The following is a 19,845-nucleotide window of genomic DNA, read 5'->3' as shown; positions in this document are numbered from 1 at the left end:
TCGGCAACGGGTTGTACCTCATCTTCAGGCTGGGCCACGGCATCAAACAGCGAACAGGGCCAATAACGGCCCCATCAGCACACTGACAGCGGCCAGCTTCAGCAGCAGGCGGGGCTGATACGGCAAGACAAACACCCACAAGGTCACGCCCGCCATGATCACCGCCGCCCACTCCACCAAGCCGTAGGCCCAGCCACGCAGGTGCACGCTGAGCACCAGCGAAACCACCAGCAGCAACCAGCCGGCCACCTGCAGGGCCTTCAGTTGCCCGGGGCGCGGCTTGCGCCCCAGCAGGTCGCTGAAGTGTTTTTCCATGGCCAGGCACAGGGCTGCGAAGCCGGCGAAAGCGATCAGTGCATTGCCCAGCATCAGCTTGCCTCCGCAGGTTCGGTTGCCGCATTGCGGGCAGCGCGCGGGGTGCGCTTGGCGGCCACCTTGGGGGTGCGCAGCATCTTGCTGGCCAGCCAGGCCAGGAACACACCGCTGGCCAGTGCCGTGAGGTCAAACCCGGCCATGGTCCAGTCACCGGTCTGCAGCGAGTTCCCCAGCCCACGGTCGGTGGTAAGGGCGTTGAGCAGGGGCAGCAGAGCGAAGGCCAATGCCCCCAGCGCCAGTTGCTCGGCCCAGGCCCGTCGGCCGCTGCGCAGCACGGCATGCACCAGCGACAGGCCCCAGCTGATGAAGAACACGTTGACCTCCCAATCCCCCCGGCCCTCGAGCGTGGCTGGCAGCAAGCGGTTGGCCCAGAAGAAACTGGCCACAGCCAGCAGCAGGCCACTCATGCTGGCGATGTTGAGCACCTCCACCAGCCGTAATTCCATGGGTAAGTGCGGGCTTTTGGCGTGCTTGAGCTGGCGCTTGCCCAGCCACATCACCAACCCGGTGCCGATCACTGCCGTGCCGGCCAGGCCGAAGAAGAAGTACAGCCAGCGCAGCCACGGGCCGGCGAAGTTGCCCATGTGCAGCCCGGCAAAGCTGAACGCAGTCATCATCGCCCCGCTCTCAGGCTTGCCCTGGCCCAGCAGCGCGCCACTGGCGCCGTCGAAGGTCCAGTTGGCGCTGCGCCGGTAGGCGACATGGTCAGCTGCCGATTGGGACAAGGTGACCCGGGCATTGCTGTCGCCCGGGTTTTCCACGCGAATGTTGCCCACCCGGGTACCCGGCTGCAGCGCCTGCATCTTGGCGTACAGGGCAGGCAGCGGGGTGAGCGGCGCGGCAACCTGGGCGGCGGCCGGTGTTTCATCGCCACCGAACAGGTCATTGAAGTACTTTTCGGTGTCGTTGCCGTAGTGGGCCGTGATGCCCGCTGGCATCACCAGGTACATGAACAGCACCAGGCTGCTGTAGCTGATCATCAGGTGGAACGGCAGCACCAGCACACCAATGGCGTTATGCCCGTCCAACCACGAGCGCTGGCCTTTGCCTGGGCGGAAGGTGAAGAACTCCTTGAAGATCTTCTTGTGGGTAATGATGCCGGTGACCAGGCCCAGCAGCATGATCAGGGCGCAGAAGGTCGACAGCCAGCGGCCAAACGGGTGCGGCATCTGCAACTGGAAATGGAAGCGGTAGAAGAACTCGCCTCCCCGGCTGTCGCGGGCCTCGACGGGCTGGCCGGTCTGGGTATCGAGGGTCTTGCTGACGAAGCCGCGCCGCCCGCCGTTGGGGTCGCGGTAGCCCACACTCAGGGCCGCTTCGCGGTCGCTGGGCATGCGGATGAACCAGGTGCTCGACTGTGCGGCGTTTGCCTGCAGGTAGCGTTGGGCCATGTCCAGGGCACGGGCGGGTTCCACGGCATGGCTGCGGATTTCCGGCTGGGTCCAGTGAGTGATTTCGTCTTTGAAATACGTCAGGGTGCCGGTGAGGAAGATGGCAAACAGCAGCCAGCCGAACAGCAGGCCTGTCCAGGTGTGCAACCAGGCCATGGCCTGGCGGAAACCTTCTTTCATGGGGTTTTCATCCCGTAGGCAAGGGCGCTCAGCACACCCATCAATACACCCGGCGCCAGCACCCCCAGCCAGGCCTGCCAGGCCGTGCGGCAGGCGAAGCACCAGATGAAGGCCAGCACGTAGAACACGAACGACAGCATCAGCCCGACCAGCGTGGCATCGACCGCGGCGAGGGGTGCCAGCAAGGCGATACAAACGCTGGCCACGGATGCCAACGCATAACCCCCGAGCAGCGCAGCCAGGCTGCGGGAAGCCACGGCCAGGCGGTAGCTGAGCGTGATGCCGGCGGTTTTGCGCGTCATGGCGAGGGTCCGGGTGTTAGCGGGTGAGCAATAATAATGATTTGAATTCTCATAAGCAAAGCTCGTTTGTCGGCCCTCGCCGGCCGCTGTGCACGGCAACGGATTGCACCGCTGTTGCAGCACAAATATAATGCGAACAATTATTACTACCAGTTGCGCCATCGGCGCCGAGGTATCCCGGTGCCAAGCGCGCTCACATCCACCGTCGAAGGCCTGTACAACGCCCACCACAGCTGGCTCACAGCCTGGTTGCGCCGCCGCCTGGGCTGCCCGCACAGCGCCGCCGACCTGGCGCAGGACACCTATGTGCGGCTGCTGCAGGCGCGTGAAGCACCGCAACTGGCCGAGCCACGGGCATTCCTCACTACCGTGGCCAAGCGGGTACTGTGCAACCACTACCGCCGCCAGGAACTCGAACGTGCCTACCTGCAGGCACTGGCGCAGGTGCCTGAAGCGGTAGCGCCGAGCGAAGAGCACAAGGCGATCATTTTCGACACCCTGCTTGAGCTCGACCGCCTGCTGGACGGCCTGGCGCCGCTGGTGCGGCAGGCATTCCTGCTGGCGCAGGTCGATGGCCTGGGCCAGGGCGAGATTGCCCGCAAGCTGGGCATTTCCCTGGCCACGGTCAAACGCTACCTGAGCAAAGCGGCGATGCGCTGCTACTTTGCCCTGTGAACCCGACATTTTCCCGGCAGGTGGCTGAACAGGCCGTGCACTGGCTGGTGGAGTCCCAGGGCGACGCATTCGACCTGTCACAGCAGCGGGCACTGGAGTGCTGGTTGCTGGCAGACGTGGAACATCAGCGGGCCTGGGCACATATCCAGCGGGTCAACCAGCGCATGCGTAGCGTTGCGGCCCCGGTGCTGCACGCCACCCTGCAGGCGCCGCCTTCGCCCGCCAGGCGCCGGGCCATGAAAGCCCTGCTACTGGCGGCGCTGGCCAGCGCCACCGGCCTGGGCCTGCAGCAGCACAACCCGTTGCCGGGCCTGATGGCGGACTACCGCAGCCCGGTGGGCCAGCGCCGGCGCCTGCCGCTGGCCGATGGCAGTGTTTTGCAGCTCAATACCGGCAGCGCTGCCGATGTGCAGATCGACCTGCAGCAGCGACGGGTGCGGCTGCTGGAGGGCGAGCTGGCGTTGCAGGTGGCCAGGCAGGCGCGGCCATTGCTGTTGCGTACCGCCGAAGGCGACCTTCGCCTGGACAGCGGGCGCTACAACGTGCGCCAGTTCCAAGGCTACAGCCAGGTGGCCGTGTTCGATGGCGCGGCGGATGCCGACGGCCAGCGGCTGGTGGCCGGGCAACAGGCGCGCTTCAGTGGCGCCTGGCACGGGCAGACCGTACTCGACCGCAATGTCGGGGCATGGGTGGAAGGCATGCTGGTTGCCTCGCAGATGCGCCTGGCAGACTTCCTTGCTGAGCTGGGCCGCTATCGCCATGGCCAACTGGGCTGTAGTGACCGGGTTGCAGACCTGCGCCTGTCGGGCAGTTACCCGTTGAATGACAGCGAGCGCATCCTCGACATGCTCGAGGTGGCGCTGCCTGTGCGGGTGCGCCGGTTTACCCGCTACTGGGTCAAAGTGGAGCCTGCCCTCGGCTGAAGCCGGTCGTGCCCTGTTGGCTGCACAGCAGCCGCAAAAAAATCCCCCATGCAGTGAGCCATTTTCCCAACCTCGCGTGACAGACATGGCAACTCCACTCTTTTCAGGACCCGCCCCATGCTGCTGCGCCCTCGCCCACTCGTTCACGCCATGCTGCTGGCCACCACCCTTGGCCTGGCCGTGCCCGCCGCCCAGGCCGAAAACCGTAGCTACCACATCGCCCCCGGTGCACTCGAAGAAGCCCTCAATCAGTTCGGCCGCGAGAGTGGCGCGCTGATTTCGTTTGGCTCGCACGTGACCGCTGGCCTGCGCACGCAAGGCCTGCAAGGCGAGTACGACATGCGCCAGGGGCTCGACGCGCTGCTGCGCGGCAGCGGCCTGCAGGCCCACCAGGAGGCCGACAACGCCTTCAGCCTGCAACCGGTCGCCACCACCACCGCCAACGCACCCCTGGAGCTGGGCGCTTCGACGGTGGTGGGTGACTGGCTGGCCGATGCCCGCCAGGACAATGTGTTCGAACACCCAGGCGCCCGGGATGTGGTACGCCGCGAGGACTTCGAACGCAGCGGCGCCACCACGGCCCGTGAGGTGCTCAACCGTATGCCCGGCGTGAACGCACCGGACAACAACGGCACTGGCAGCCACGACCTGGCACTGAACTTCGGCATCCGCGGCCTGAACCCGCGCCTGGCGTCGCGCTCGACCGTGCTGATGGACGGCATCCCGGTGCCTTTCGCGCCCTATGGCCAGCCGCAACTGTCGCTCGCGCCCTTGAGCATGGGCAACATGGACGCCGTGGACGTAGTACGCGGTGGCGGGGCCGTGCGCTATGGCCCGCAGAACGTCGGGGGCATCGTCAACTTCGTTACCCGCGCGATCCCAGAGCAGGCCACGTTCAAGGCGGCCATGCAGAACCAGATCAGCCCCTCGTCCAGCCACGACGGCTTCAAGAACACGGCCAACCTGCTGGTCGGTGGCACCAACGACAACGGCCTGGGCGGTGCCCTGCTGTACTCCGGCACCCGGGGTGGCGACTGGCGTGAACACAGCGACACGCAGATTGACGACCTGATCGTCAAAGGCAAACTGCAACTGGATGAAGCCAACAGCCTGCATGCAATGGCGCAGTACTACGAGGGCGAGGCCGACATGCCGGGCGGCCTGAGCAAGGCAGCCTTCGACGCCGACCCTTACCAGTCGACGCGCCTGAAAGACCGCTTCTGGGGGCGTCGCACCCTGGTCAACGCAGGGTATGACTACAAGCAGGACGACCGCCAGTTCAGCATCAACAGCTTCTTTACCAACACCCTGCGCAGCGGCTACCTGGACCAAGGAAATTTCGTTTCGCTGTCGCCTCGCGAGTACTGGGTGCGCGGTATCGAAACGCGTTTTTCCCAGGGCCTGGCGCTGGGCGACAGCTGGCATGAGGTGGGCATTGGCTACCGCTACGTGAACGAGGCCGGCCACGAGCTGCGCTACCGTGAACCGGTAAACGGCAGGCTGCCCAGCACCGCCAGCCGCAACGACCGCGACACCCGTGGCAGCACCGAGGCCCACGCCCTGTACCTGGACGACCGCATCGACATCGGCCGCTGGACCATCACCCCGGGCATCCGCTACGAAATGATCGATTCGGCCCAGAACAACAACCTCAGCGGCCAACGCTACCAAGGCAGCTACAACACCGCCTTGCCGGCGCTGAACGTGATGTACCACCTGACCGACGCCTGGAACCTTTACGCCAACACCGAAGGCTCGTTCGGCAGCGTGCAGTACAGCCAGATGCCGAACCGGGTCAACAGTGGCGAGGTCAAGCCAGAGAAAGCCCGCACCTGGGAGGTGGGTACCCGCTACGACAGCGGCGACCTGCAGGCTGAGATCGGCGCGTTCCTGATCAATTTCGACAACCAGTACGAAAGCAACCAGACCAATGATTCGGTGATCGCCCGTGGTGAAACCCGTCACCAGGGCATCGAAACCAGCGTCCGCTATGCCCTTGACGGCCTGAGCCCGGCGCTGACCGGCTTCGACGTGCATGCCAGCTACGCTTTCGTCGACGCCACCATTCGCGAGGACGGGCCGAACAAGGGCAACCAGGTGCCGTTCTCGTCTCGGCACAAAGGCAACCTGGGCGTGGGCTACACCCAGGGGCCCTGGCAGCTGAACCTGGACGGCAGCTTCCAGAGCGCGCAGTACGCCGACAACGCCAACACCGGCCCTGAAAGCGCCGACGGCAGCACCGGCCGCATCCCGGGTTACGGGGTGGTGAGCACCCGCGCCGGCTACGATTTTGGCGCGCAGCTGGCCAACCTCAAGGTGGCAGTGGGGGTGAAAAACCTGTTCAACCGCGAGTACTACACGCGCTCCTATGACGACAACAACAAGGGCAAGTACGTGGGCGAACCCCGCACCTTGTATGTACAGACGTCGGTTGAATTCTGAAGCCAGACGGGCGAACGGTGAGGCCAGGTGGATGACAGCAGTGTACTTTGCAACAAGAAATTTATTTTGCCAAAGGGCTTGAATTCGTCATCCAGTTGCCTGACCTTAGAGTCAAGAGGCGCAAAAATTCCAGGGGTCTCAAGGACCTAGGCGCGCCTCCATGCGAGCAAGCTGAATAAGGATTGAATCATGCAAATCCAGGTCAACAGCAGCAACCATTTCGAAAGCAACGCCCGGCTCGACCAGTGGGTACGCAGCACATTGCAAACCTCGCTGGAACGTTACGAAGAAGACCTCACCCGCATCGAGGTCCACCTGCGCGACGAGAACGGCGCCAAGCCCGGACCGCATGACAAACGCTGCCAGATGGAAGCTCGCCCCAAAGGCCACCAGCCGATTTCCGTGACCCACACTGCCACTTCGGTCGACCAGGCAGTCGACGGCGCAGCCACCAAGCTCAGCCACGCCCTGGAACATTTTTACGGCAAACTGCGCAGCAAGCGCGGCACGCTGGAGCTAGCCGACCCGGAAGCCTGATGGTGTGAATGTGAGGGGGCCGCCCAGTGGCCCCCTTACAACCTGATGACACTGCATTGTTTTTTTACAGGTACCGATAAACGGTCCTGAACCCGCCCCCTTCCCCACCAGTCAATTTCTGCATTGTCCCGTTGCAGAAGCACGCCCATGACCAACCCATTTGCCAGTATCAACGACGCATTCAGCCCGCAGTTCCGGGTCAACCTGAGCATCGAGGCGCTTGATGGCAGCATCATGCTGACCCTGTCCGACGACTCGGGCGTGGCGGCCAAGCGGCTGATCAGCAAGGCACAGCGCAACGACCCGGTACGCCTGCAGCGCGTCATCGACAGCATTCGCCTGGGCCTGGCCATCGACCGCAGCCAGAACCCGATGCAGGTGTTGGCCGCACTGACCCGCGACGGGGCTGCCCAACAGCGCCACGTAGTTGCCAACTGAGGGCTACTTGCCCTCCTCCACATTGCGGCCGTTGGCATCCAGCACCTTGGTGGACGGGTAGCGGTACGACGCGTAGCGCACCACCAGGATGGAAAACGCCAGCAACAAAATGCCCCCGCACAGGTACAGCAGCCCCACGTCCGGCGCCTTGTGGTGCGACACGTCGCCGATCAGCAAGCGGGTGAGCGCGGTGATGGCTACGTAGAGCAGAAAGCGAATGGGCATGTGGTTGGTCTTGAAATAGATCCCCACCATCGCCCCAAGCTCCAGGTAGATGAACAGCAACAGGATGTCATCGACACTGATGCCGCCCTTGCCCAGCATGTCCAGAAAGGTCACCACGGCGGCGTAGGCCGTGATCGCACCAATGCCGAACAGGGCCAGGTAATGGAACGCCTCCACGCACAGGTTGCCCAGCGAGTCGGCCGAACCATGCAGGCCCTTGCGCAGTTTTTCTGCCCATTTGATGTTCACGATGTTCCATTCCCCGATACGTCTTGAAGGATGATGCGTCACCGGTGTGACGCTTGTGCCATGCAGTTAAAGGGCCAGGCCCTTGCCTTGGAAGGCGGCTGAATGCCGCAGGGCACGCCTGGGCGCCTGTGAAGAACGGGCTTGCGCGATGCAAGCAATGCCATTACTGTATATAGATACAGTAAACCAGCATAAAGGCATAGAGGTGATGAATGGCCGTCGAAGTGGTGTACCGCAGCAGCCGCGACCCGGAGCGCTTGTTCATGGATAAGGCCGAAGCAGACCGTCACGACAAGATGCTCGAACTGGCGGAGCGCCTGGCCGAGGTGCTGCACAAGGCCGTGCCGTCGCTGACTGAACAGCAGGTGGAAGAAGCCGGCATCTACATGGCGAAAAACCGTGACGTATTCGCCCGTGCTTTCAAGAGCCAGCCTGATGCACTGGCAGAACTGCTCGAAGGCAGCGCCGCCGAATAAGCCAGGCTTTGCCCTCCATTGCAGGGGCAGGCCAACACGGCGTCAGGTATACAGCAAACGCTCCGCCAGCGTTTGCGCAACCCGTGCAGGCGAGCGCTTTTCGGCCTGGGCATGGCCGAACACTTCGGTGAGGCGTGCAGGTATGCGCGCAATATGCGCAGCAATAGCCGCGCTGCTCTCGCCTGCATGGGTGAGGGCCACATGGATCAGCCCCCCGGCATTGATGACATAATCCGGCGCGTACAGGATGCCGCGGGCTTCAAGCTGGTCAGCCACCTGCAGGTTGGTCAGCTGATTGTTTGCCGCCCCCGCCACCGCCGCGCACCGCAGTTGCATCACGCTGTGCCCGTTCAGCACCGGCCCCACCGCGCAGGGGGCGAAGATGTCGCACGGGGTGCTGGCCAATGCATCATGGGCCACAGGGTGCGCATCAAGCTGCTCCACCGCCAGGCGCACACGGCCCGGGTCCAGGTCGCTCACCAGCAGTTCGGCACCTGCAGCATGCAGCTGTTCCGCCAAGGCATAGCCCACATTGCCCAACCCCTGTATCGCCACGCGCAGCCCTTCGAGGTTGCAGCTGCCCAGCCGTGCATAGGAGGTGGCCCGGAGCCCGGCAAATACGCCGAGCGCTGCGTGGGGCGACGGGTCGCCACAGGCGGTGGTGCTGGTGACGTGGGGGGTGCCTTGGGCGATGCAGTCCATGTCGAGGGTGGACGTGCCGCTGTCCACGGCAACCACGAAGCGCCCCTGCAAGGTATCGATGAAGCGGCCAAGCGCCTGGAACAAGGCGGCGCGGTTTTCCACGTGGGGGTTGCGCATGACCACGGCCTTGCCGCCCCCCAAGGGGAGCCCTGCCAGCGCGGCCTTGTAGCTCATGCCCTGGGCCAGGGCGATGGCGTCGGTCATGGCACTTTCATCATCGGCATAGGGCAGGTAGCGGCAACCACCCATGGCAGGGCCCAGCCGCTCGTTGTGGATGGCGACCACGGCTTTCAGGCCTGTCTGTGGGTCATTGAACAGGTGCAGTGACTGGGTACGGGTGCTTTGCATCAGCGCGAACATCGGCCTGGCCCCCATGAAGTGCTGCAGTCAGTATAGGCACCTGCAGCGCACCCGCCCGCTCACCGGACCACTGGACTAAACCCTCCGTGCGGCCAATACTCAAGCGTGTGTGGAGAAGCCCATGAAGCCACGTCAAGCCTGCCTGGCCTGCCTCGACCGCCAACCGGTCGCCCTGCTGGAAGCCGCCCTGTGGATTGCCGCCGAGCATGACCCCGGCGTCGAGCCGGGCGCTGGCCTGGCCACAGTGCAAGGCCTGCAATTTGAAATCAGCAGCCATTTGCCGATGCTGCCCGTCAACGAACTGGCCCAGCCCTTGTTGCGTCAGCTCGCTGCCCTTGGCTTCCAGCAGGATGAGTACCTGCCGCTGCGCCCCCATGCCGCCCTGATGAACCAGGTACTGCAGCGCCGCAGGGGCCAACCCCTTACTTTGGCCCTGCTTGCCCTGGAGCTTGCCCAGCGCTTGTCCATTCCGCTGGAAGGGGTGAGCTTCCCTGGGCATTTTCTGCTGCGGGTGCCTGGCGCCGACCACCTGCTCGACCCCTGCGGCGGCAGACGCCTGTACCCCAACGACTGCCGTGAGCTGTTGATACGCCAATACGGCCCCGGCGTGACGCTGTCGGGTGAGCACCTGCTGGTGGCCAGCCCGATGCAGATGCTGCAACGCCTGTCACGCAACCTGCGGCAACTGCACGCCAGCAACGATGCTCCACTGGCGGCGTTGATCGATGCCGAGCGGGTGATGCAAATGGGGCCGGTGCAGGTGGGCGATTACCTTGCCCGGGCCAATTTGTACCAGGTACTCGATTGCCCGCAAGCCGAACGCTTCGATCTTGAACGGGCCATGCTGCTGACCGAGGACCCCGTTCAGCAATTGACGCTCAGCAAACGCCTGGCTCAGCTGCCCAGCGGCAAGCGCTCCATCCACTAGACAGGGGCATCAGGCTGGCGCGACGGGTGTGCCTGTTGAAATGCCGGATGCTGCCCGGCCAGCGCAGCCACCCGACGGATACGCGGATACCGCGCCAGGTCAACAGCAAAGCGTTCGGCCGCATAAAGCTGCGGAATCAGGTACACATCCGCCATACCCGGTGCGGCCCCGAAGCAGTAGCCGTGATCACTGATCAGTTGCTCGACGGCAGCCAGGCCCTGAGTGACCCAATGCCCAACCCACTGGTTGACCTGAACCTCCCCGTGCCCGGCCTCGCGCAGCCGGTTGAGCACAGCAACGTTGTGCAGCGGATGAACATCGCAGCCGATGATTGCGGCCACCCCACGCACCCTGGCGCGCGCCGCAGCATCAGCCGGGAGCAACGCGGGATCGGGGTAGGCTTCCTCCAGGTATTCGAGGATTGCAGGCGACTGTACCAGCAGCTCACCCTGATCGGTGCGCAGCGCCGGCACCCGCCCCTGCGGGTTGAGCGCAAGGTACCCGGCGCCCCGCTGCTGGCCCTGCAACAGGTTGACCGGCACCGCCTGCCAGCCCAGCCCCTTGAGCCCCAGCGCGATGCGTACCCGGTAGGACGAGGTGGAACGGTAGTAGGTATACAGCTCCATGCCTCTGCCCCTCAGTTGGCTGCGACGACCGTGCCGCGGCATTCGCCGAAACCGATACTGGCCGAACCCTCGCGCCGGCAGCGCGCACGCAGGATGATCTCGTCACCGTCCTCAAGGAACGTGCGGACCTCACCTTTGGCCAGCTCCACCGCCTGTTTGCCACCTTCGGTGATTTCCAGAAGGCTGCCGTACGAACCTGCCGTCGGCCCCGACAGCGTGCCCGAACCAAACAGGTCGCCCGGCTGCAACTGGCAACCGTTCACGCTGTGATGGGCCACCAGCTGCGCGGCTGTCCAGTACATGCTGCGGGTATTGCTCAGGGTCAGGCGATGAGGAGCCTGGCCTTCGTTGCGCATGCGCTCGGTGAGCAGCAGCACTTCCAGCTCGATGTCGAATGCACCGGCAGCCTGGTCCTGGGCGCCGAGCAGATACGGCAGCGGTTGCGGGTCACCTTGCGGGCGGGCGGGCTGTGCGCAGCGGAACGGCTCCAGCGCTTCGGCCGTTACCACCCAAGGCGAAATGCTGGTGACAAAGCTCTTGGACAGGAACGGCCCCAGCGGCTGGTACTCCCAGGCCTGGATATCCCGTGCCGACCAGTCGTTGAGCAGGCACAGGCCGGCGATGTGCTCCCCCGCCTCGTCGATGGGGATCGCCTGGCCGATGTCGTTGCCCTGGCCAATCCAGATGCCCAGCTCCAGTTCGTAATCCAGCCGTGCACAGGGGCCAAAACGGGGTTCGCTGTGCCCGGCGGGCAGCGTCTGGCCCTTGGGCCGGCGCACGTCGGTGCCAGACGGGCGAATGGTGGAGGCGCGGCCGTGGTAACCGATGGGCACGTACTTGTAGTTGGGCAACAGCGGGCTGTCGGGGCGGAACAGCTTGCCCACATTGGTGGCATGTTCGATGCCCACGTAGAAGTCGGTGTAATCGCCGATCTGCGCTGGTACGTGCAGCTGGCACTCATTGGCAGGGTAAAGCGCCGGCTTCAACGCTGCCTGGTGCTCGCTGTGCTCGCCCAGCAGTTCCAACAGTCGACCGCGCAAGGCCACCCGCGCGTTGCGGCCCAGTGCAAAGAAGGCATTCAGGGTGCCACCCGCCGTCGCCTCGGCGGCAGCCTTGGCCTGGCCATGGAAAAGGCCCGCAGCAAGTACCGCTTGCAGGTCCAGGATGGCATCGCCGATGGCTACGCCGCAGCGCCTCGCCTCACCCGGCCGGCTGAAAATGCCCAGCGGCAGGTTCTGCAACGGGAAGTCTGCGTGCCCGTTGGCGTGCTCGACCCAGCTGCGGGCCATGACGGTGTGGTTCATGCTTATCTCCGGTTCGGGTTGAACGTGCTGGGCAAGGTGGCCCAGCAACTGTCGTAGTCGGCCTGCAAGTGTGGGGATGCCAAGGCCTGCTGACTCGGGCGCAGCACCTGGCTGGTCTCGAACATGAAGGCCATGGTGCTGTCGATCTTGTGCGGCGCCAGGTCGGCAGCGATGGCCTTGCTGCAAGTGTCGGCATCCGGGCCATGGGCGCTCATCACCCCATGCAGCGAAGCCCCCCCGGGCAGGAAACCCTCGGCCTTGGCATCGTAGGCACCGGCGATCAGGCCCATGAATTCGTTCATCAGGTTGCGGTGGAACCACGGTGGCCGGAAGGTGTTTTCGGCCACCATCCAGCGCGGCGGGAAGATCACGAAGTCCATGTTGGCCAAGCCGTGCACGCTGCTCGGCGAGGTGAGCACAGTGAAGATGGACGGGTCGGGGTGGTCGAAGCTGACCGTGCCCAGGGTGTTGAAGCGGCGCAGGTCATATTTGTAAGGGACGTTGCTGCCATGCCAGGCCACCACGTCCAGCGGGGAATGCTGAAGCTCGCAAGCCCAGTGCTCGCCCAGAAACTTCTGCACCAGTTGCACCGGCCCCTCCAGCGCTTCGTAATGCGCCACCGGGGTGAGGAAATCCCGGGGGTTGGCCAGGCCATTGCTGCCAATTGGCCCAAGGTCGGGCAGGCGCAGGGGCGCCCCATGGTTTTCGGCAATGTAGCCCCGGGCCTGGCCGTCCAGCAGTTCCACCCGAAACTTCATGCCCCGGGGGATCACTGCAATCTCCAGCGGCTCTACCTGCATCACGCCCAGCTCGGTGGCGATGCGCAGGCGGCCCTGCTCGGGCACCAGCAGCAGTTCGCCGTCCGCATTGAAGAACACGCGCTGCATCGAACGGTTGACACGGTAGACGTGCACGCTCACACCCGCCGGTTTGTCGGCGGGCGCGTTGGCCACCATCGGCAGCCAGCCTTCGATGAAGTCAGTCGGCTCTGCGGGGATAGGCTGCGGGTTCCAGCGCAGGCGGTTGGGGGTGACAGCCCCCAGTGGCGTGGCCAGCGGCTGACGGGCCAGGCGCTCGAAGCGAGGGTGCAGCGCCGAAGGGCGAATGCGGTACAGCCAGGTACGGCGCAGCTCGCTGCGGGCCATGGTGAAGGCGGTACCCGACAGCAACTCGGCATACAGCCCATAGGGGGCCTTTTGCGGTGAGTTCTGCCCCACCGGCAGGGCACCCGGCAGCGCTTCGCTGGCGAACTCGTTGCCAAAGCCACTCAAGTAGTGAAGGTCGGGTGACAGCTCGCGGTCCATCGGTGCCTCCGGCTCTGGCAGAGCCTGTTCGGGCAGTTGCCGGCAGGGCCGTGAAGCCGCCAGCAGGTCTGCATTGTTATTATCGTAATCAGATTACGGATAACGTAATTTGCCCCGTGCCTGGCGTCAAGCTATAAAGGCCCGACTGAAGACTGCAGAAGACGACACCCATGGCCCGTGCCAGCACCTCCACCGACAATGGCAAGCAGAAAGTCCGCTCGGCGGAGGTGGGTACCGACATCCTCAAAGCCCTGGCGCAGCTGTCCCCTTCCACGTCGTTGTCACGCCTCGCCGAACATGTGCAGATGCCCGCGAGCAAGGTGCACCGGTACCTGCAGGCCTTGATTGCCAGTGGCTTCGCCGAGCAGGATGCCGCCACCAACCACTACGGCCTGGGCCGTGAGGCCTTGCGTGTGGGCCTGGCGGCGCTGGGCAGCATCGACGTGCTGAAGATCGCCTCCCTCCCGCTGTCGCAGCTGCGTGACGCGCTGAACGAGAGCTGCTTCATTGCGGTATGGGGCAACCAGGGCGCCACCGTGATCAGCATCGAACCGGCGGTGCGGGCGGTTACCGTGGTCACGCAGATCGGCTCGGTGCTGCCGCTGCTTACTTCGTCCACCGGGCTGGTGTTCGCTGCCCACCTTCCCGAGCGCGAAACGGCCGAATTGCTTGAACGAGAACTTGCGACCCTGCAGCAGGGCGCCGAGCACTACCACGCGTTGCTGGCGGGGATCCGTGAGCGGGGCCTGCACCACGTGCACGGTTTGCTGATGCCAGGGGTGGATGCTTTGTCTGCACCGGTATTCAACGCCATGGGGCAGATTGCAGCGGTGATGACGGTGGTGGGGCCTACCTCGATGTTCCATGCCGACGAGCACGGGCCAGCCGCCCGGCAGTTGCTGGCGGCCGCACGCGAGGTGAGCTGGCGCATGGGGCATGCCACTGAAGCCTGAGGGCCGGCTGCACTGTTGCCCCTGATGTAAAGGTGAATGTCACAAGTGGCTATTTTTCTCGGCGGATCAAGTGCTTATTCTTGAACCACTGGCCGGCCTGATGGGCTTTCCCCCCGCTTTTCAGGCGTGCCGGAACGACGTTGATTTTGAAGCTCCTTGATCTGACGTCTCGATTGACCGCTGCGGTTTGCAGCGGTTTTTTTTTGCCTGTCCACAGGCTGTCGACCAGGCATCGCCCTAGGACCATGCCACCTGCTGAAGGGTGCAGCGGGCTATCTGCTCGCGAAATGCAAGGTAATGACGCAGCACCTGCACCGGTGCCTCGTTATGAGGGTAATGGCCTATGCCTTGAAGCAGCACCACGTCGGCATCGGGCACCAGCTGCCGGTAGCGTTCAGCCATATGGGCGCCACACAGCGGGTCGGCCGCACCATTGATGAGGCGCAGCTGCACGTTGGCACCCTGCAGCGCATGCACCCAGCGATCACGGTACGCCCTGGCCTCTGGTACATAATTCGCCAGCTTGTGCAGAATGCGCGTACCCCGGTTGGCCGCCACCAGGCTCCACATATCATCCAGGGCACTCTCGCTCGGGTGGGTGCAGGGGCCGTATACCCGCGTCATGTTGCGCACTAGATCATCACGCCCGAATGAGCGCGCCACCAGCCAGCCCACCCGGCTCAGCAGCAGTTTCTGCAACAGCAACAGGCGCGCATGCTCCGGGAACAACCCGCTGTTGAGGAAGACGCAGCTGGCAATGTTGGCACGCTGCTCGCGGTGCCGGGCCAGCAGTTCCTGAGCGACACTGCCGCCGTAGTCATGGGCCAGCAGGTGCACAGGCTGCTCCATATGCAGGTGATCGAGCAGGGCCTGTTGCAGGTCAGCCTGGTGCACCAGGGTGTAGCCGTGGTCAACGGGTTTGGCCGAGTCGCCGAAACCCAGCATGTCGCAGGCAATCACCCGAAAGCGCTGCGACAATGGCCCCCACAGGTAGTGCCAGTCCCAACTGGCCGTGGGAAAACCGTGTAACAAAAGCAGGGGCGCTCCTTGCCCTGCGGTCCAGTAGCGGATGCTCTGGCCCCGGAAAGTGAAACTCTGTCCCCGGGTACGCCAGACGCACAATGGAATTTCGGCCATAGGCATCGGAAGGAACCCGGTTAGTCAACGTGATAGGGCAAGGCTGCGGTCATTGCATGTCACCTCGGCACTTACATGTGCTCTCTGATCGAGGCTGAGTCTAGCCAGCCGCCCTGCGCCTGGAACTTGCGTTGCCAGCCAGCTTGATGACTGAGCGAGTCAGTGGCACGAACGGTCAGAGCAACAGCGCCAGCAAGGGCGCGGCGCACAGGTTCAACAGCCCGGTCAGCACCATCACCAGGCCGGCCACCGAACCCTCTTCGCTGCCCACTTCCTGCGCCCTGCTCACCCCTGCACCATGGGCCCCCACGCCAAACAGGGCACCGCGGGCCAGCGGCGTGCGCAGGGGCAACCAGCGCAGCAGCACACCCCCGAACAGGGCACCGAGCACGCCGGTGAACATCACGAACACTGCGGTCAGCTCTGGCACACCGCCCAGGTCTTGCGCCAGGGGCATGGCGAACGGCGTAGTAATCGACCGCGGAACCAGCGACAGGCTGGTGGCAGTGTCCAGCGCCAACAGATGAGCCAGCCCCCAGGAGCTGGCAATGGAGGCACTGCTGCCCACCACCATGCCGATCAACAGTGCAGGCCAGTGCCGCGCCAGCAGGGCGCGCTGTTGCCAGATCGGGACGGCGAACGCCACGGTCACAGGGCCCAGCACACCCATCAGCCAATGGGTATTGCGGGCATATTCGGCATAGGCCGTGTGCAAGGGGATGGCCACCGCCAGAAGCAGCACGGGCACCAGTATCAATGGCGACAACAGGTAGCGCCCGCTGCGCCGATACAGCCAGCGGCTGCCCAGGTACGCCAGCAAGGTGAGCAGCAGCCAGAACAGCGGCATCGGTTCAAGGCTCACGGTGCAGGCTCCAGCGGCAGACCCATTCAACGGTCAGGGCGGTCACCACCATGACCACCAAGGTACTCAGCGCGATCACCAGCAGGATGCGCCAGCCCTCGTCGCGCACCAGGGCGCCATAATCCAGCAGGCTCATCAAGGCGGGGATGAAAAACAGCAGCATCTCAGCCATCAGCCAGCCAGCGCCCAGTTGCAGCATGGCGGGCTTGAGCACGCCGCAGGCGAACAGCAGCAACAGCAGCGCCAAGCCCATGACGCCACCGGGTATAGGCCAGCCTAGCCACGCAGCCAGCTTGCCACCTAGCAGGAACAGGGCCCCAATCACGGCCATTTCCGCCAGCAGGCGCAACGTCTTTTTCAGTAAAGCGGTATTCATGCTGTTAGTCCTCGACAGGCCTGCCATTGTAAAAACTGCCTCCCTAGGCCAAAAGCGAATTGTTAGACTTGAAGCCATTCCATAAAGGAATCGAGAGAGATGGAATTCAAACAACTGCGAAGCTTCATCGAAGTGGTGCGCTGCGGCGGGTTCACCCATGCCGCCCAGGCGCTGCATATCAGCCAATCTGCGGTCAGCAAGCAGGTTGCCCAATTGGAGCAAGATGTGGGCCAGCCGTTGCTGGAACGCCAGGCCTCGCAACTGCACCTGACCAGCGCCGGGCGCGTGGTGCTGGAGCGTGGCGAAGCCTTGCTGCGCCAGCGCCAGGCTCTGCTGGACGAACTGGACGCGCTCAACCAGATGGGGCGTGGCGAGTTGCGCCTGGGCTTGCCGATGTTGGGCAGCGACGCCCTGTTCGCGGGCTTGTTTGCCGAATACCGGCGGCGCTACCCGAACATCGCCATTCAGTTGCTCGAGGGTGGCAGCCTTAGCGTCGAGCAGGCCGTGCGCGAAGGCGAACTGGAGCTGGGCGGCAGCCTTACCCCCAGCGACCAGGGGTTCGAGTATCAACCCTTCTGCAACGAGCCACTGGACGCCCTGCTACCGGCCAGCCACGAGCTGGCCAGCCTTGAGAGTGTGACGTTGCGGCAACTGGCCGACACACCGTTTCTGCTGTACCAGCGCAGCTTCGTGCTCAACGACCGGCTGCTGAAGGCCTGCCAGCAACAAGGCTTCACGCCCAGGGAGGGTGGGCGCAGCGGCCAGGCGGACTTTCTCGCCGCCCTGGTGGCGGCAGGCCAGGGTGTGGTGCTGCTTCCCCGCGTGGTGGCCAGGGCGCTGGAGCGCCCTGGCGTGGTACGGGTGCCACTGTGTTCACCCTCAGACCTGCGCTGGGACATCGCCTTCATCTGGCGACGTGGGGCGCACCTGTCGCGGGCGGCGCAGGCCTGGCTGGCCTTGTTGCGCGAATACCCCGCCCTGGTATCGGGCAACGGCTGATACGCACAAGGGCCGATCAGGCCTTCAACGCGCCAGCGAGGTCGGCCAGCCAGGGCTCGGCATCGGTTTCGGGGGTTACGGTCTCGCTGGCATCCAGGCGCAACATCGGTTGCACCTCCTGCACGCCAAGCTCGGCAAACAGTTCGCGCACCTGCTCGCCGCCGCCGCAGTAGGTATCGCCATAACTGGAATCGCCCAGCGCTATCACCGCGCCCGGCAGCCCGCGCCACGCGGCTGGCAGGGTGTCGCGGATGCTGCTGTACAAGGGCATGAGGTTGTCCGGCAGCTCACCCATGCCGGTGGTGGAGGTCACGGCCAGCAGGGCGTCCGGGGCGAACGCCTGGATATCCTGCAAGGTGCTGCGGGCTGCGTACCAGGCCTGCAGGCCAGCAGCCTTCAACAGTGACTCGGCGTGACGGGCGACTTCTTCGGCGGTGCCGTACACCGACCCGGAAATAATGGCGACTTTCATCGGGGAGAGGATTCCGAAACTGAGTGAAAACGTAGGATACTAGCACCCGGCGCTGGCAAAAGGCCGCCTCTCTTCCGGATGCTCCCCTGCACGTTGCACCTTCATACTCGATAGGCCGTGCGGTGGGTGAATAGCGCGTTCGTCCGAAACCTGGGCGCTATGGCTGAACCAAGGCGTGTACAAGCAGTCAATCGGGTTGAAGAACCCTCACCTTCGAGTTTCATCATGCAAGAAGACGTGCTCTTGACTCAGGATGAACTGGATTATATTCAGGACGTCCAGCAGTCGCCGCAGTTCGATGTGGCCGATGCCTTGCCCAGCCTGCTGGTCAATGGCGACAGCCGTGTCCAGAACTTGCTCACGCGCCTGGTGGCCGACGAGCAGGTGACCCTGCAAGCACACTTCAACAACCAGCAGATCAGCTTTCCGCTGCAGGTGATCGAAGACGAGTTTCATACCCTGCACCTGCAACTGGGGGCACCGGAAATCTACGAAGATGGCCCCAGGCTACGCCCGTGGCGCCTTTCCCTGGACCAACCCCTCGCCCTGCTGAATGCCGATGGGCAACCGAGCGGGCTGTGGGTGTGCGACATCTCCTTCAAGGGCGTGCTGGTGGAATTGCGCGGCCTGCCGGAAGCCCCCGACCAGTTTGAACTTCAATTCGCCCCCGGCGACATCGATCCCATCGAGTTGAAAGGCACGCAGCGGCGGCAGATAAACGGCACCAAAGCCGCTTACCACCTTGGCCGCAGTGCCGCTGAGGACATCGAGCGCCTGCGCGACTACATTCTCCAGGCCCACAGCCGCGTGCACCCGGAGCTGCATACGCAGCCAGCCGCCTGACCCCTGCGCTACCGATGATGCGAGCCGCCTGGCGGCCGATGCTTGCCAGCGCCGCCACATCAGCGATAATCCGCGCCCAATTCTTGCATGCATGCCTGTGTCGCCCACCACCCCGGTCGACATAGCCAGGGGCCAGCTACCCGCCAGCCCCGTTGTCTGGAGATACACGATGTCTACCCCACCCGTTACCCTGATGGTGTCGCGCCGTGCCGCTCACGGCCGCTACCAGGCGCTGCTGGCCTGGCTGCACGAAGGCGAACAACTGGCCACCGAATTCCCCGGCTACCTGGGCTCCGGCATCCTCGCACCGCCCAGCGATGGCGACGAATTCCAGATTATCTTCCGCTTCAGCGACGAGCCCACCCTCAATGCCTGGGAGCACTCCGCGTCGCGACGCGCCTGGCTGCAGCGCGGCAACGGTTTGTTCGAGCGCCCCAGAGAGACGCGCGTCAGCGGCCTGGACGACTGGTTCGGCACCAGCCTGGTGCGCAAACCGCCGCGCTGGAAGCAGGCCGTGGCCATCTGGCTGGCATTCTTCCCGGTGTCGCTGGCGTTCAACCTGGTGTTCGGCCACTGGCTGGCCAGCCTGGGCATCGTGCCGCGCATCTTCCTCAGCACCCTGGCTCTGACGCCGTTGATGGTCTACCTGTTCATCCCCTTGTCGACGCACCTGCTGGCGGGCTGGTTGCATGCCTCCCCCACCCCGGCCCGGCCCGCGCCCCAGGCCTCGCGCAGCCGCTGAGGCCAGGCCACGCACACGGCAGGC

The 19,845-nt window shown here is 64.4% G+C and carries 23 protein-coding genes; 11 read left to right on the top strand and 12 right to left on the bottom strand.

What is annotated here, in order from left to right; genetic code table 11:
* Positions 1-42 precede the first annotated feature (42 nt).
* The 3 genes from IAE36_RS18405 to IAE36_RS18395 are packed head-to-tail and all read right to left on the bottom strand — an operon-like array spanning position 43 to position 2,248.
* A complete protein-coding gene (locus tag IAE36_RS18405; protein WP_201164605.1) occupies positions 43-369 on the bottom strand; it encodes a DUF3325 domain-containing protein in 327 nt (108 codons plus the stop codon).
* Positions 369-1,946, bottom strand: coding sequence for a PepSY-associated TM helix domain-containing protein (locus IAE36_RS18400; protein ID WP_201213918.1), 1,578 nt, complete (start codon positions 1,944-1,946; stop codon positions 369-371). The genes IAE36_RS18405 and IAE36_RS18400 overlap by 1 nt, the downstream gene beginning before the upstream one ends.
* The gene (locus IAE36_RS18395; RefSeq protein ID WP_201213916.1) at positions 1,943-2,248 is read right to left on the bottom strand and encodes a DUF3649 domain-containing protein; all 306 of its coding nucleotides are present in this window, start codon (positions 2,246-2,248) and stop codon (positions 1,943-1,945) included. Before IAE36_RS18395 ends, IAE36_RS18400 begins: the two co-directional genes overlap by 4 nt.
* A 174-nt stretch (positions 2,249-2,422) precedes the next feature.
* On the opposite strand from IAE36_RS18395, the gene IAE36_RS18390 reads away from it, so the two are divergent.
* The 5 genes from IAE36_RS18390 (at position 2,423) to IAE36_RS18370 (ending at position 7,263) form a co-directional block, all read left to right on the top strand.
* Complete coding sequence (locus tag IAE36_RS18390; RefSeq protein ID WP_028633288.1) at positions 2,423-2,923, top strand: sigma-70 family RNA polymerase sigma factor; 501 nt, start codon at positions 2,423-2,425, stop codon at positions 2,921-2,923.
* Positions 2,920-3,846 (top strand): FecR domain-containing protein, encoded by a 927-nt coding sequence (locus IAE36_RS18385; protein WP_201213915.1) that lies wholly within the window; start codon positions 2,920-2,922, stop codon positions 3,844-3,846. Before IAE36_RS18390 ends, IAE36_RS18385 begins: the two co-directional genes overlap by 4 nt.
* Positions 3,847-3,963: 117 nt before the next feature.
* Positions 3,964-6,288 (top strand): TonB-dependent Fe(3+) dicitrate receptor FecA, encoded by a 2,325-nt coding sequence (fecA, locus tag IAE36_RS18380; protein WP_201213913.1) that lies wholly within the window; start codon positions 3,964-3,966, stop codon positions 6,286-6,288.
* Between the two features lie 189 nt (positions 6,289-6,477).
* On the top strand, positions 6,478-6,825 hold the full coding sequence (locus tag IAE36_RS18375; RefSeq protein ID WP_201164610.1) for an HPF/RaiA family ribosome-associated protein: 348 nt from the start codon (positions 6,478-6,480) through the stop codon (positions 6,823-6,825).
* A gap of 147 nt (positions 6,826-6,972) precedes the next feature.
* Entirely contained in the window at positions 6,973-7,263 is a 291-nt protein-coding gene (locus IAE36_RS18370) for a DUF3509 domain-containing protein (protein ID WP_028633292.1), read from the top strand.
* Between the two features lie 3 nt (positions 7,264-7,266).
* Here the strand turns inward: IAE36_RS18370 and IAE36_RS18365 are convergent, their stop codons facing one another.
* Positions 7,267-7,737, bottom strand: coding sequence for a phosphate-starvation-inducible protein PsiE (locus IAE36_RS18365; RefSeq protein ID WP_028633293.1), 471 nt, complete (start codon positions 7,735-7,737; stop codon positions 7,267-7,269).
* Positions 7,738-7,949: 212 nt separating this feature from the next.
* On the opposite strand from IAE36_RS18365, the gene IAE36_RS18360 reads away from it, so the two are divergent.
* On the top strand, positions 7,950-8,213 hold the full coding sequence (locus IAE36_RS18360; protein WP_028633294.1) for a YebG family protein: 264 nt from the start codon (positions 7,950-7,952) through the stop codon (positions 8,211-8,213).
* A 42-nt stretch (positions 8,214-8,255) separates the two neighbouring features.
* Here IAE36_RS18360 and IAE36_RS18355 read toward each other — a convergent pair whose 3' ends face one another.
* The gene (locus IAE36_RS18355; protein ID WP_201213911.1) at positions 8,256-9,275 is read right to left on the bottom strand and encodes a Leu/Phe/Val dehydrogenase; all 1,020 of its coding nucleotides are present in this window, start codon (positions 9,273-9,275) and stop codon (positions 8,256-8,258) included.
* A gap of 121 nt (positions 9,276-9,396) precedes the next feature.
* Between IAE36_RS18355 and IAE36_RS18350 the strand changes: the two genes are divergently transcribed.
* Positions 9,397-10,203, top strand: a complete 807-nt coding sequence (locus tag IAE36_RS18350) for a transglutaminase family protein (protein ID WP_028633296.1) — start codon at positions 9,397-9,399, stop codon at positions 10,201-10,203.
* Here IAE36_RS18350 and maiA read toward each other — a convergent pair.
* From maiA to hmgA, 3 genes are read right to left on the bottom strand one after another with little or no spacing between them, the layout of a single operon-like run.
* Positions 10,200-10,829: a maleylacetoacetate isomerase gene (gene maiA / locus IAE36_RS18345; RefSeq protein ID WP_201213909.1), complete on the bottom strand. Its 630-nt coding sequence runs from the start codon at positions 10,827-10,829 to the stop codon at positions 10,200-10,202. The genes IAE36_RS18350 and maiA overlap by 4 nt on opposite strands.
* 11 nt (positions 10,830-10,840) lie before the next feature.
* Positions 10,841-12,133, bottom strand: a complete 1,293-nt coding sequence (gene fahA, locus IAE36_RS18340; protein WP_201213907.1) for a fumarylacetoacetase — start codon at positions 12,131-12,133, stop codon at positions 10,841-10,843.
* A 2-nt stretch (positions 12,134-12,135) separates the two neighbouring features.
* Complete coding sequence (gene hmgA, locus IAE36_RS18335) at positions 12,136-13,437, bottom strand: homogentisate 1,2-dioxygenase (protein ID WP_201213905.1); 1,302 nt, start codon at positions 13,435-13,437, stop codon at positions 12,136-12,138.
* A gap of 170 nt (positions 13,438-13,607) precedes the next feature.
* Between hmgA and IAE36_RS18330 the strand changes: the two genes are divergently transcribed.
* Entirely contained in the window at positions 13,608-14,390 is a 783-nt protein-coding gene (locus IAE36_RS18330) for an IclR family transcriptional regulator (RefSeq protein WP_201213904.1), read from the top strand.
* 237 nt (positions 14,391-14,627) lie between these two features.
* On the opposite strand, the gene IAE36_RS18325 is transcribed toward IAE36_RS18330, so the two are convergent.
* From IAE36_RS18325 to IAE36_RS18315, 3 genes are all read right to left on the bottom strand, one after another.
* Positions 14,628-15,533 carry an alpha/beta fold hydrolase gene (locus IAE36_RS18325; RefSeq protein WP_201213903.1) on the bottom strand — a complete coding sequence of 302 codons (906 nt, stop codon included), beginning with the start codon at positions 15,531-15,533 and terminating at the stop codon, positions 14,628-14,630.
* A 169-nt stretch (positions 15,534-15,702) separates the two neighbouring features.
* Positions 15,703-16,389 (bottom strand): LrgB family protein, encoded by a 687-nt coding sequence (locus IAE36_RS18320; protein ID WP_060483047.1) that lies wholly within the window; start codon positions 16,387-16,389, stop codon positions 15,703-15,705.
* Positions 16,379-16,765: a CidA/LrgA family protein gene (locus IAE36_RS18315; protein ID WP_028633303.1), complete on the bottom strand. Its 387-nt coding sequence runs from the start codon at positions 16,763-16,765 to the stop codon at positions 16,379-16,381. The genes IAE36_RS18320 and IAE36_RS18315 overlap by 11 nt, the downstream gene beginning before the upstream one ends.
* A 99-nt stretch (positions 16,766-16,864) precedes the next feature.
* On the opposite strand from IAE36_RS18315, the gene IAE36_RS18310 reads away from it, so the two are divergent.
* Complete coding sequence (locus tag IAE36_RS18310) at positions 16,865-17,764, top strand: LysR family transcriptional regulator (RefSeq protein WP_201213902.1); 900 nt, start codon at positions 16,865-16,867, stop codon at positions 17,762-17,764.
* Between the two features lie 16 nt (positions 17,765-17,780).
* Here the strand turns inward: IAE36_RS18310 and IAE36_RS18305 are convergent, their stop codons facing one another.
* Positions 17,781-18,236 (bottom strand): flavodoxin, encoded by a 456-nt coding sequence (locus tag IAE36_RS18305; protein WP_201213901.1) that lies wholly within the window; start codon positions 18,234-18,236, stop codon positions 17,781-17,783.
* 225 nt (positions 18,237-18,461) lie between these two features.
* Between IAE36_RS18305 and IAE36_RS18300 the strand changes: the two genes are divergently transcribed.
* Both IAE36_RS18300 and IAE36_RS18295 read left to right on the top strand, forming a co-directional pair.
* Positions 18,462-19,079, top strand: a complete 618-nt coding sequence (locus tag IAE36_RS18300) for a hypothetical protein (RefSeq protein ID WP_201213900.1) — start codon at positions 18,462-18,464, stop codon at positions 19,077-19,079.
* Between the two features lie 169 nt (positions 19,080-19,248).
* Complete coding sequence (locus IAE36_RS18295) at positions 19,249-19,821, top strand: antibiotic biosynthesis monooxygenase (RefSeq protein WP_201213899.1); 573 nt, start codon at positions 19,249-19,251, stop codon at positions 19,819-19,821.
* Positions 19,822-19,845 lie beyond the last annotated feature (24 nt).

It is taken from the genome of Pseudomonas sp. S36, assembly GCF_016647875.1.
Classification (GTDB): Bacteria; Pseudomonadota; Gammaproteobacteria; order Pseudomonadales; family Pseudomonadaceae; genus Aquipseudomonas; species Aquipseudomonas parafulva.
Note: the sequence above shows the minus strand (reverse complement) of the source record. Positions and strands in the feature narration are given on the sequence as shown.

Excerpts from the sequence above, each read along its gene's own strand:
- IAE36_RS18405 (WP_201164605.1), bottom strand. The coding sequence starts at position 369 with ATGCTGGGCAATGCACTGATCGCTTTCGCCGGCTTCGCAGCCCTGTGC.
- IAE36_RS18400 (WP_201213918.1), bottom strand. The coding sequence starts at position 1,946 with ATGAAAGAAGGTTTCCGCCAGGCCATGGCCTGGTTGCACACCTGGACA.
- IAE36_RS18395 (WP_201213916.1), bottom strand. The coding sequence starts at position 2,248 with ATGACGCGCAAAACCGCCGGCATCACGCTCAGCTACCGCCTGGCCGTG.
- fecA (WP_201213913.1), top strand. The coding sequence starts at position 3,964 with ATGCTGCTGCGCCCTCGCCCACTCGTTCACGCCATGCTGCTGGCCACC.
- IAE36_RS18375 (WP_201164610.1), top strand. The coding sequence starts at position 6,478 with ATGCAAATCCAGGTCAACAGCAGCAACCATTTCGAAAGCAACGCCCGG.
- IAE36_RS18370 (WP_028633292.1), top strand. The coding sequence starts at position 6,973 with ATGACCAACCCATTTGCCAGTATCAACGACGCATTCAGCCCGCAGTTC.
- IAE36_RS18360 (WP_028633294.1), top strand. The coding sequence starts at position 7,950 with ATGGCCGTCGAAGTGGTGTACCGCAGCAGCCGCGACCCGGAGCGCTTG.
- IAE36_RS18355 (WP_201213911.1), bottom strand. The coding sequence starts at position 9,275 with ATGTTCGCGCTGATGCAAAGCACCCGTACCCAGTCACTGCACCTGTTC.
- IAE36_RS18350 (WP_028633296.1), top strand. The coding sequence starts at position 9,397 with ATGAAGCCACGTCAAGCCTGCCTGGCCTGCCTCGACCGCCAACCGGTC.
- maiA (WP_201213909.1), bottom strand. The coding sequence starts at position 10,829 with ATGGAGCTGTATACCTACTACCGTTCCACCTCGTCCTACCGGGTACGC.
- fahA (WP_201213907.1), bottom strand. The coding sequence starts at position 12,133 with ATGAACCACACCGTCATGGCCCGCAGCTGGGTCGAGCACGCCAACGGG.
- hmgA (WP_201213905.1), bottom strand. The coding sequence starts at position 13,437 with ATGGACCGCGAGCTGTCACCCGACCTTCACTACTTGAGTGGCTTTGGC.
- IAE36_RS18330 (WP_201213904.1), top strand. The coding sequence starts at position 13,608 with ATGGCCCGTGCCAGCACCTCCACCGACAATGGCAAGCAGAAAGTCCGC.
- IAE36_RS18325 (WP_201213903.1), bottom strand. The coding sequence starts at position 15,533 with ATGCCTATGGCCGAAATTCCATTGTGCGTCTGGCGTACCCGGGGACAG.
- IAE36_RS18315 (WP_028633303.1), bottom strand. The coding sequence starts at position 16,765 with ATGAATACCGCTTTACTGAAAAAGACGTTGCGCCTGCTGGCGGAAATG.
- IAE36_RS18310 (WP_201213902.1), top strand. The coding sequence starts at position 16,865 with ATGGAATTCAAACAACTGCGAAGCTTCATCGAAGTGGTGCGCTGCGGC.
- IAE36_RS18305 (WP_201213901.1), bottom strand. The coding sequence starts at position 18,236 with ATGAAAGTCGCCATTATTTCCGGGTCGGTGTACGGCACCGCCGAAGAA.
- IAE36_RS18300 (WP_201213900.1), top strand. The coding sequence starts at position 18,462 with ATGCAAGAAGACGTGCTCTTGACTCAGGATGAACTGGATTATATTCAG.
- IAE36_RS18295 (WP_201213899.1), top strand. The coding sequence starts at position 19,249 with ATGTCTACCCCACCCGTTACCCTGATGGTGTCGCGCCGTGCCGCTCAC.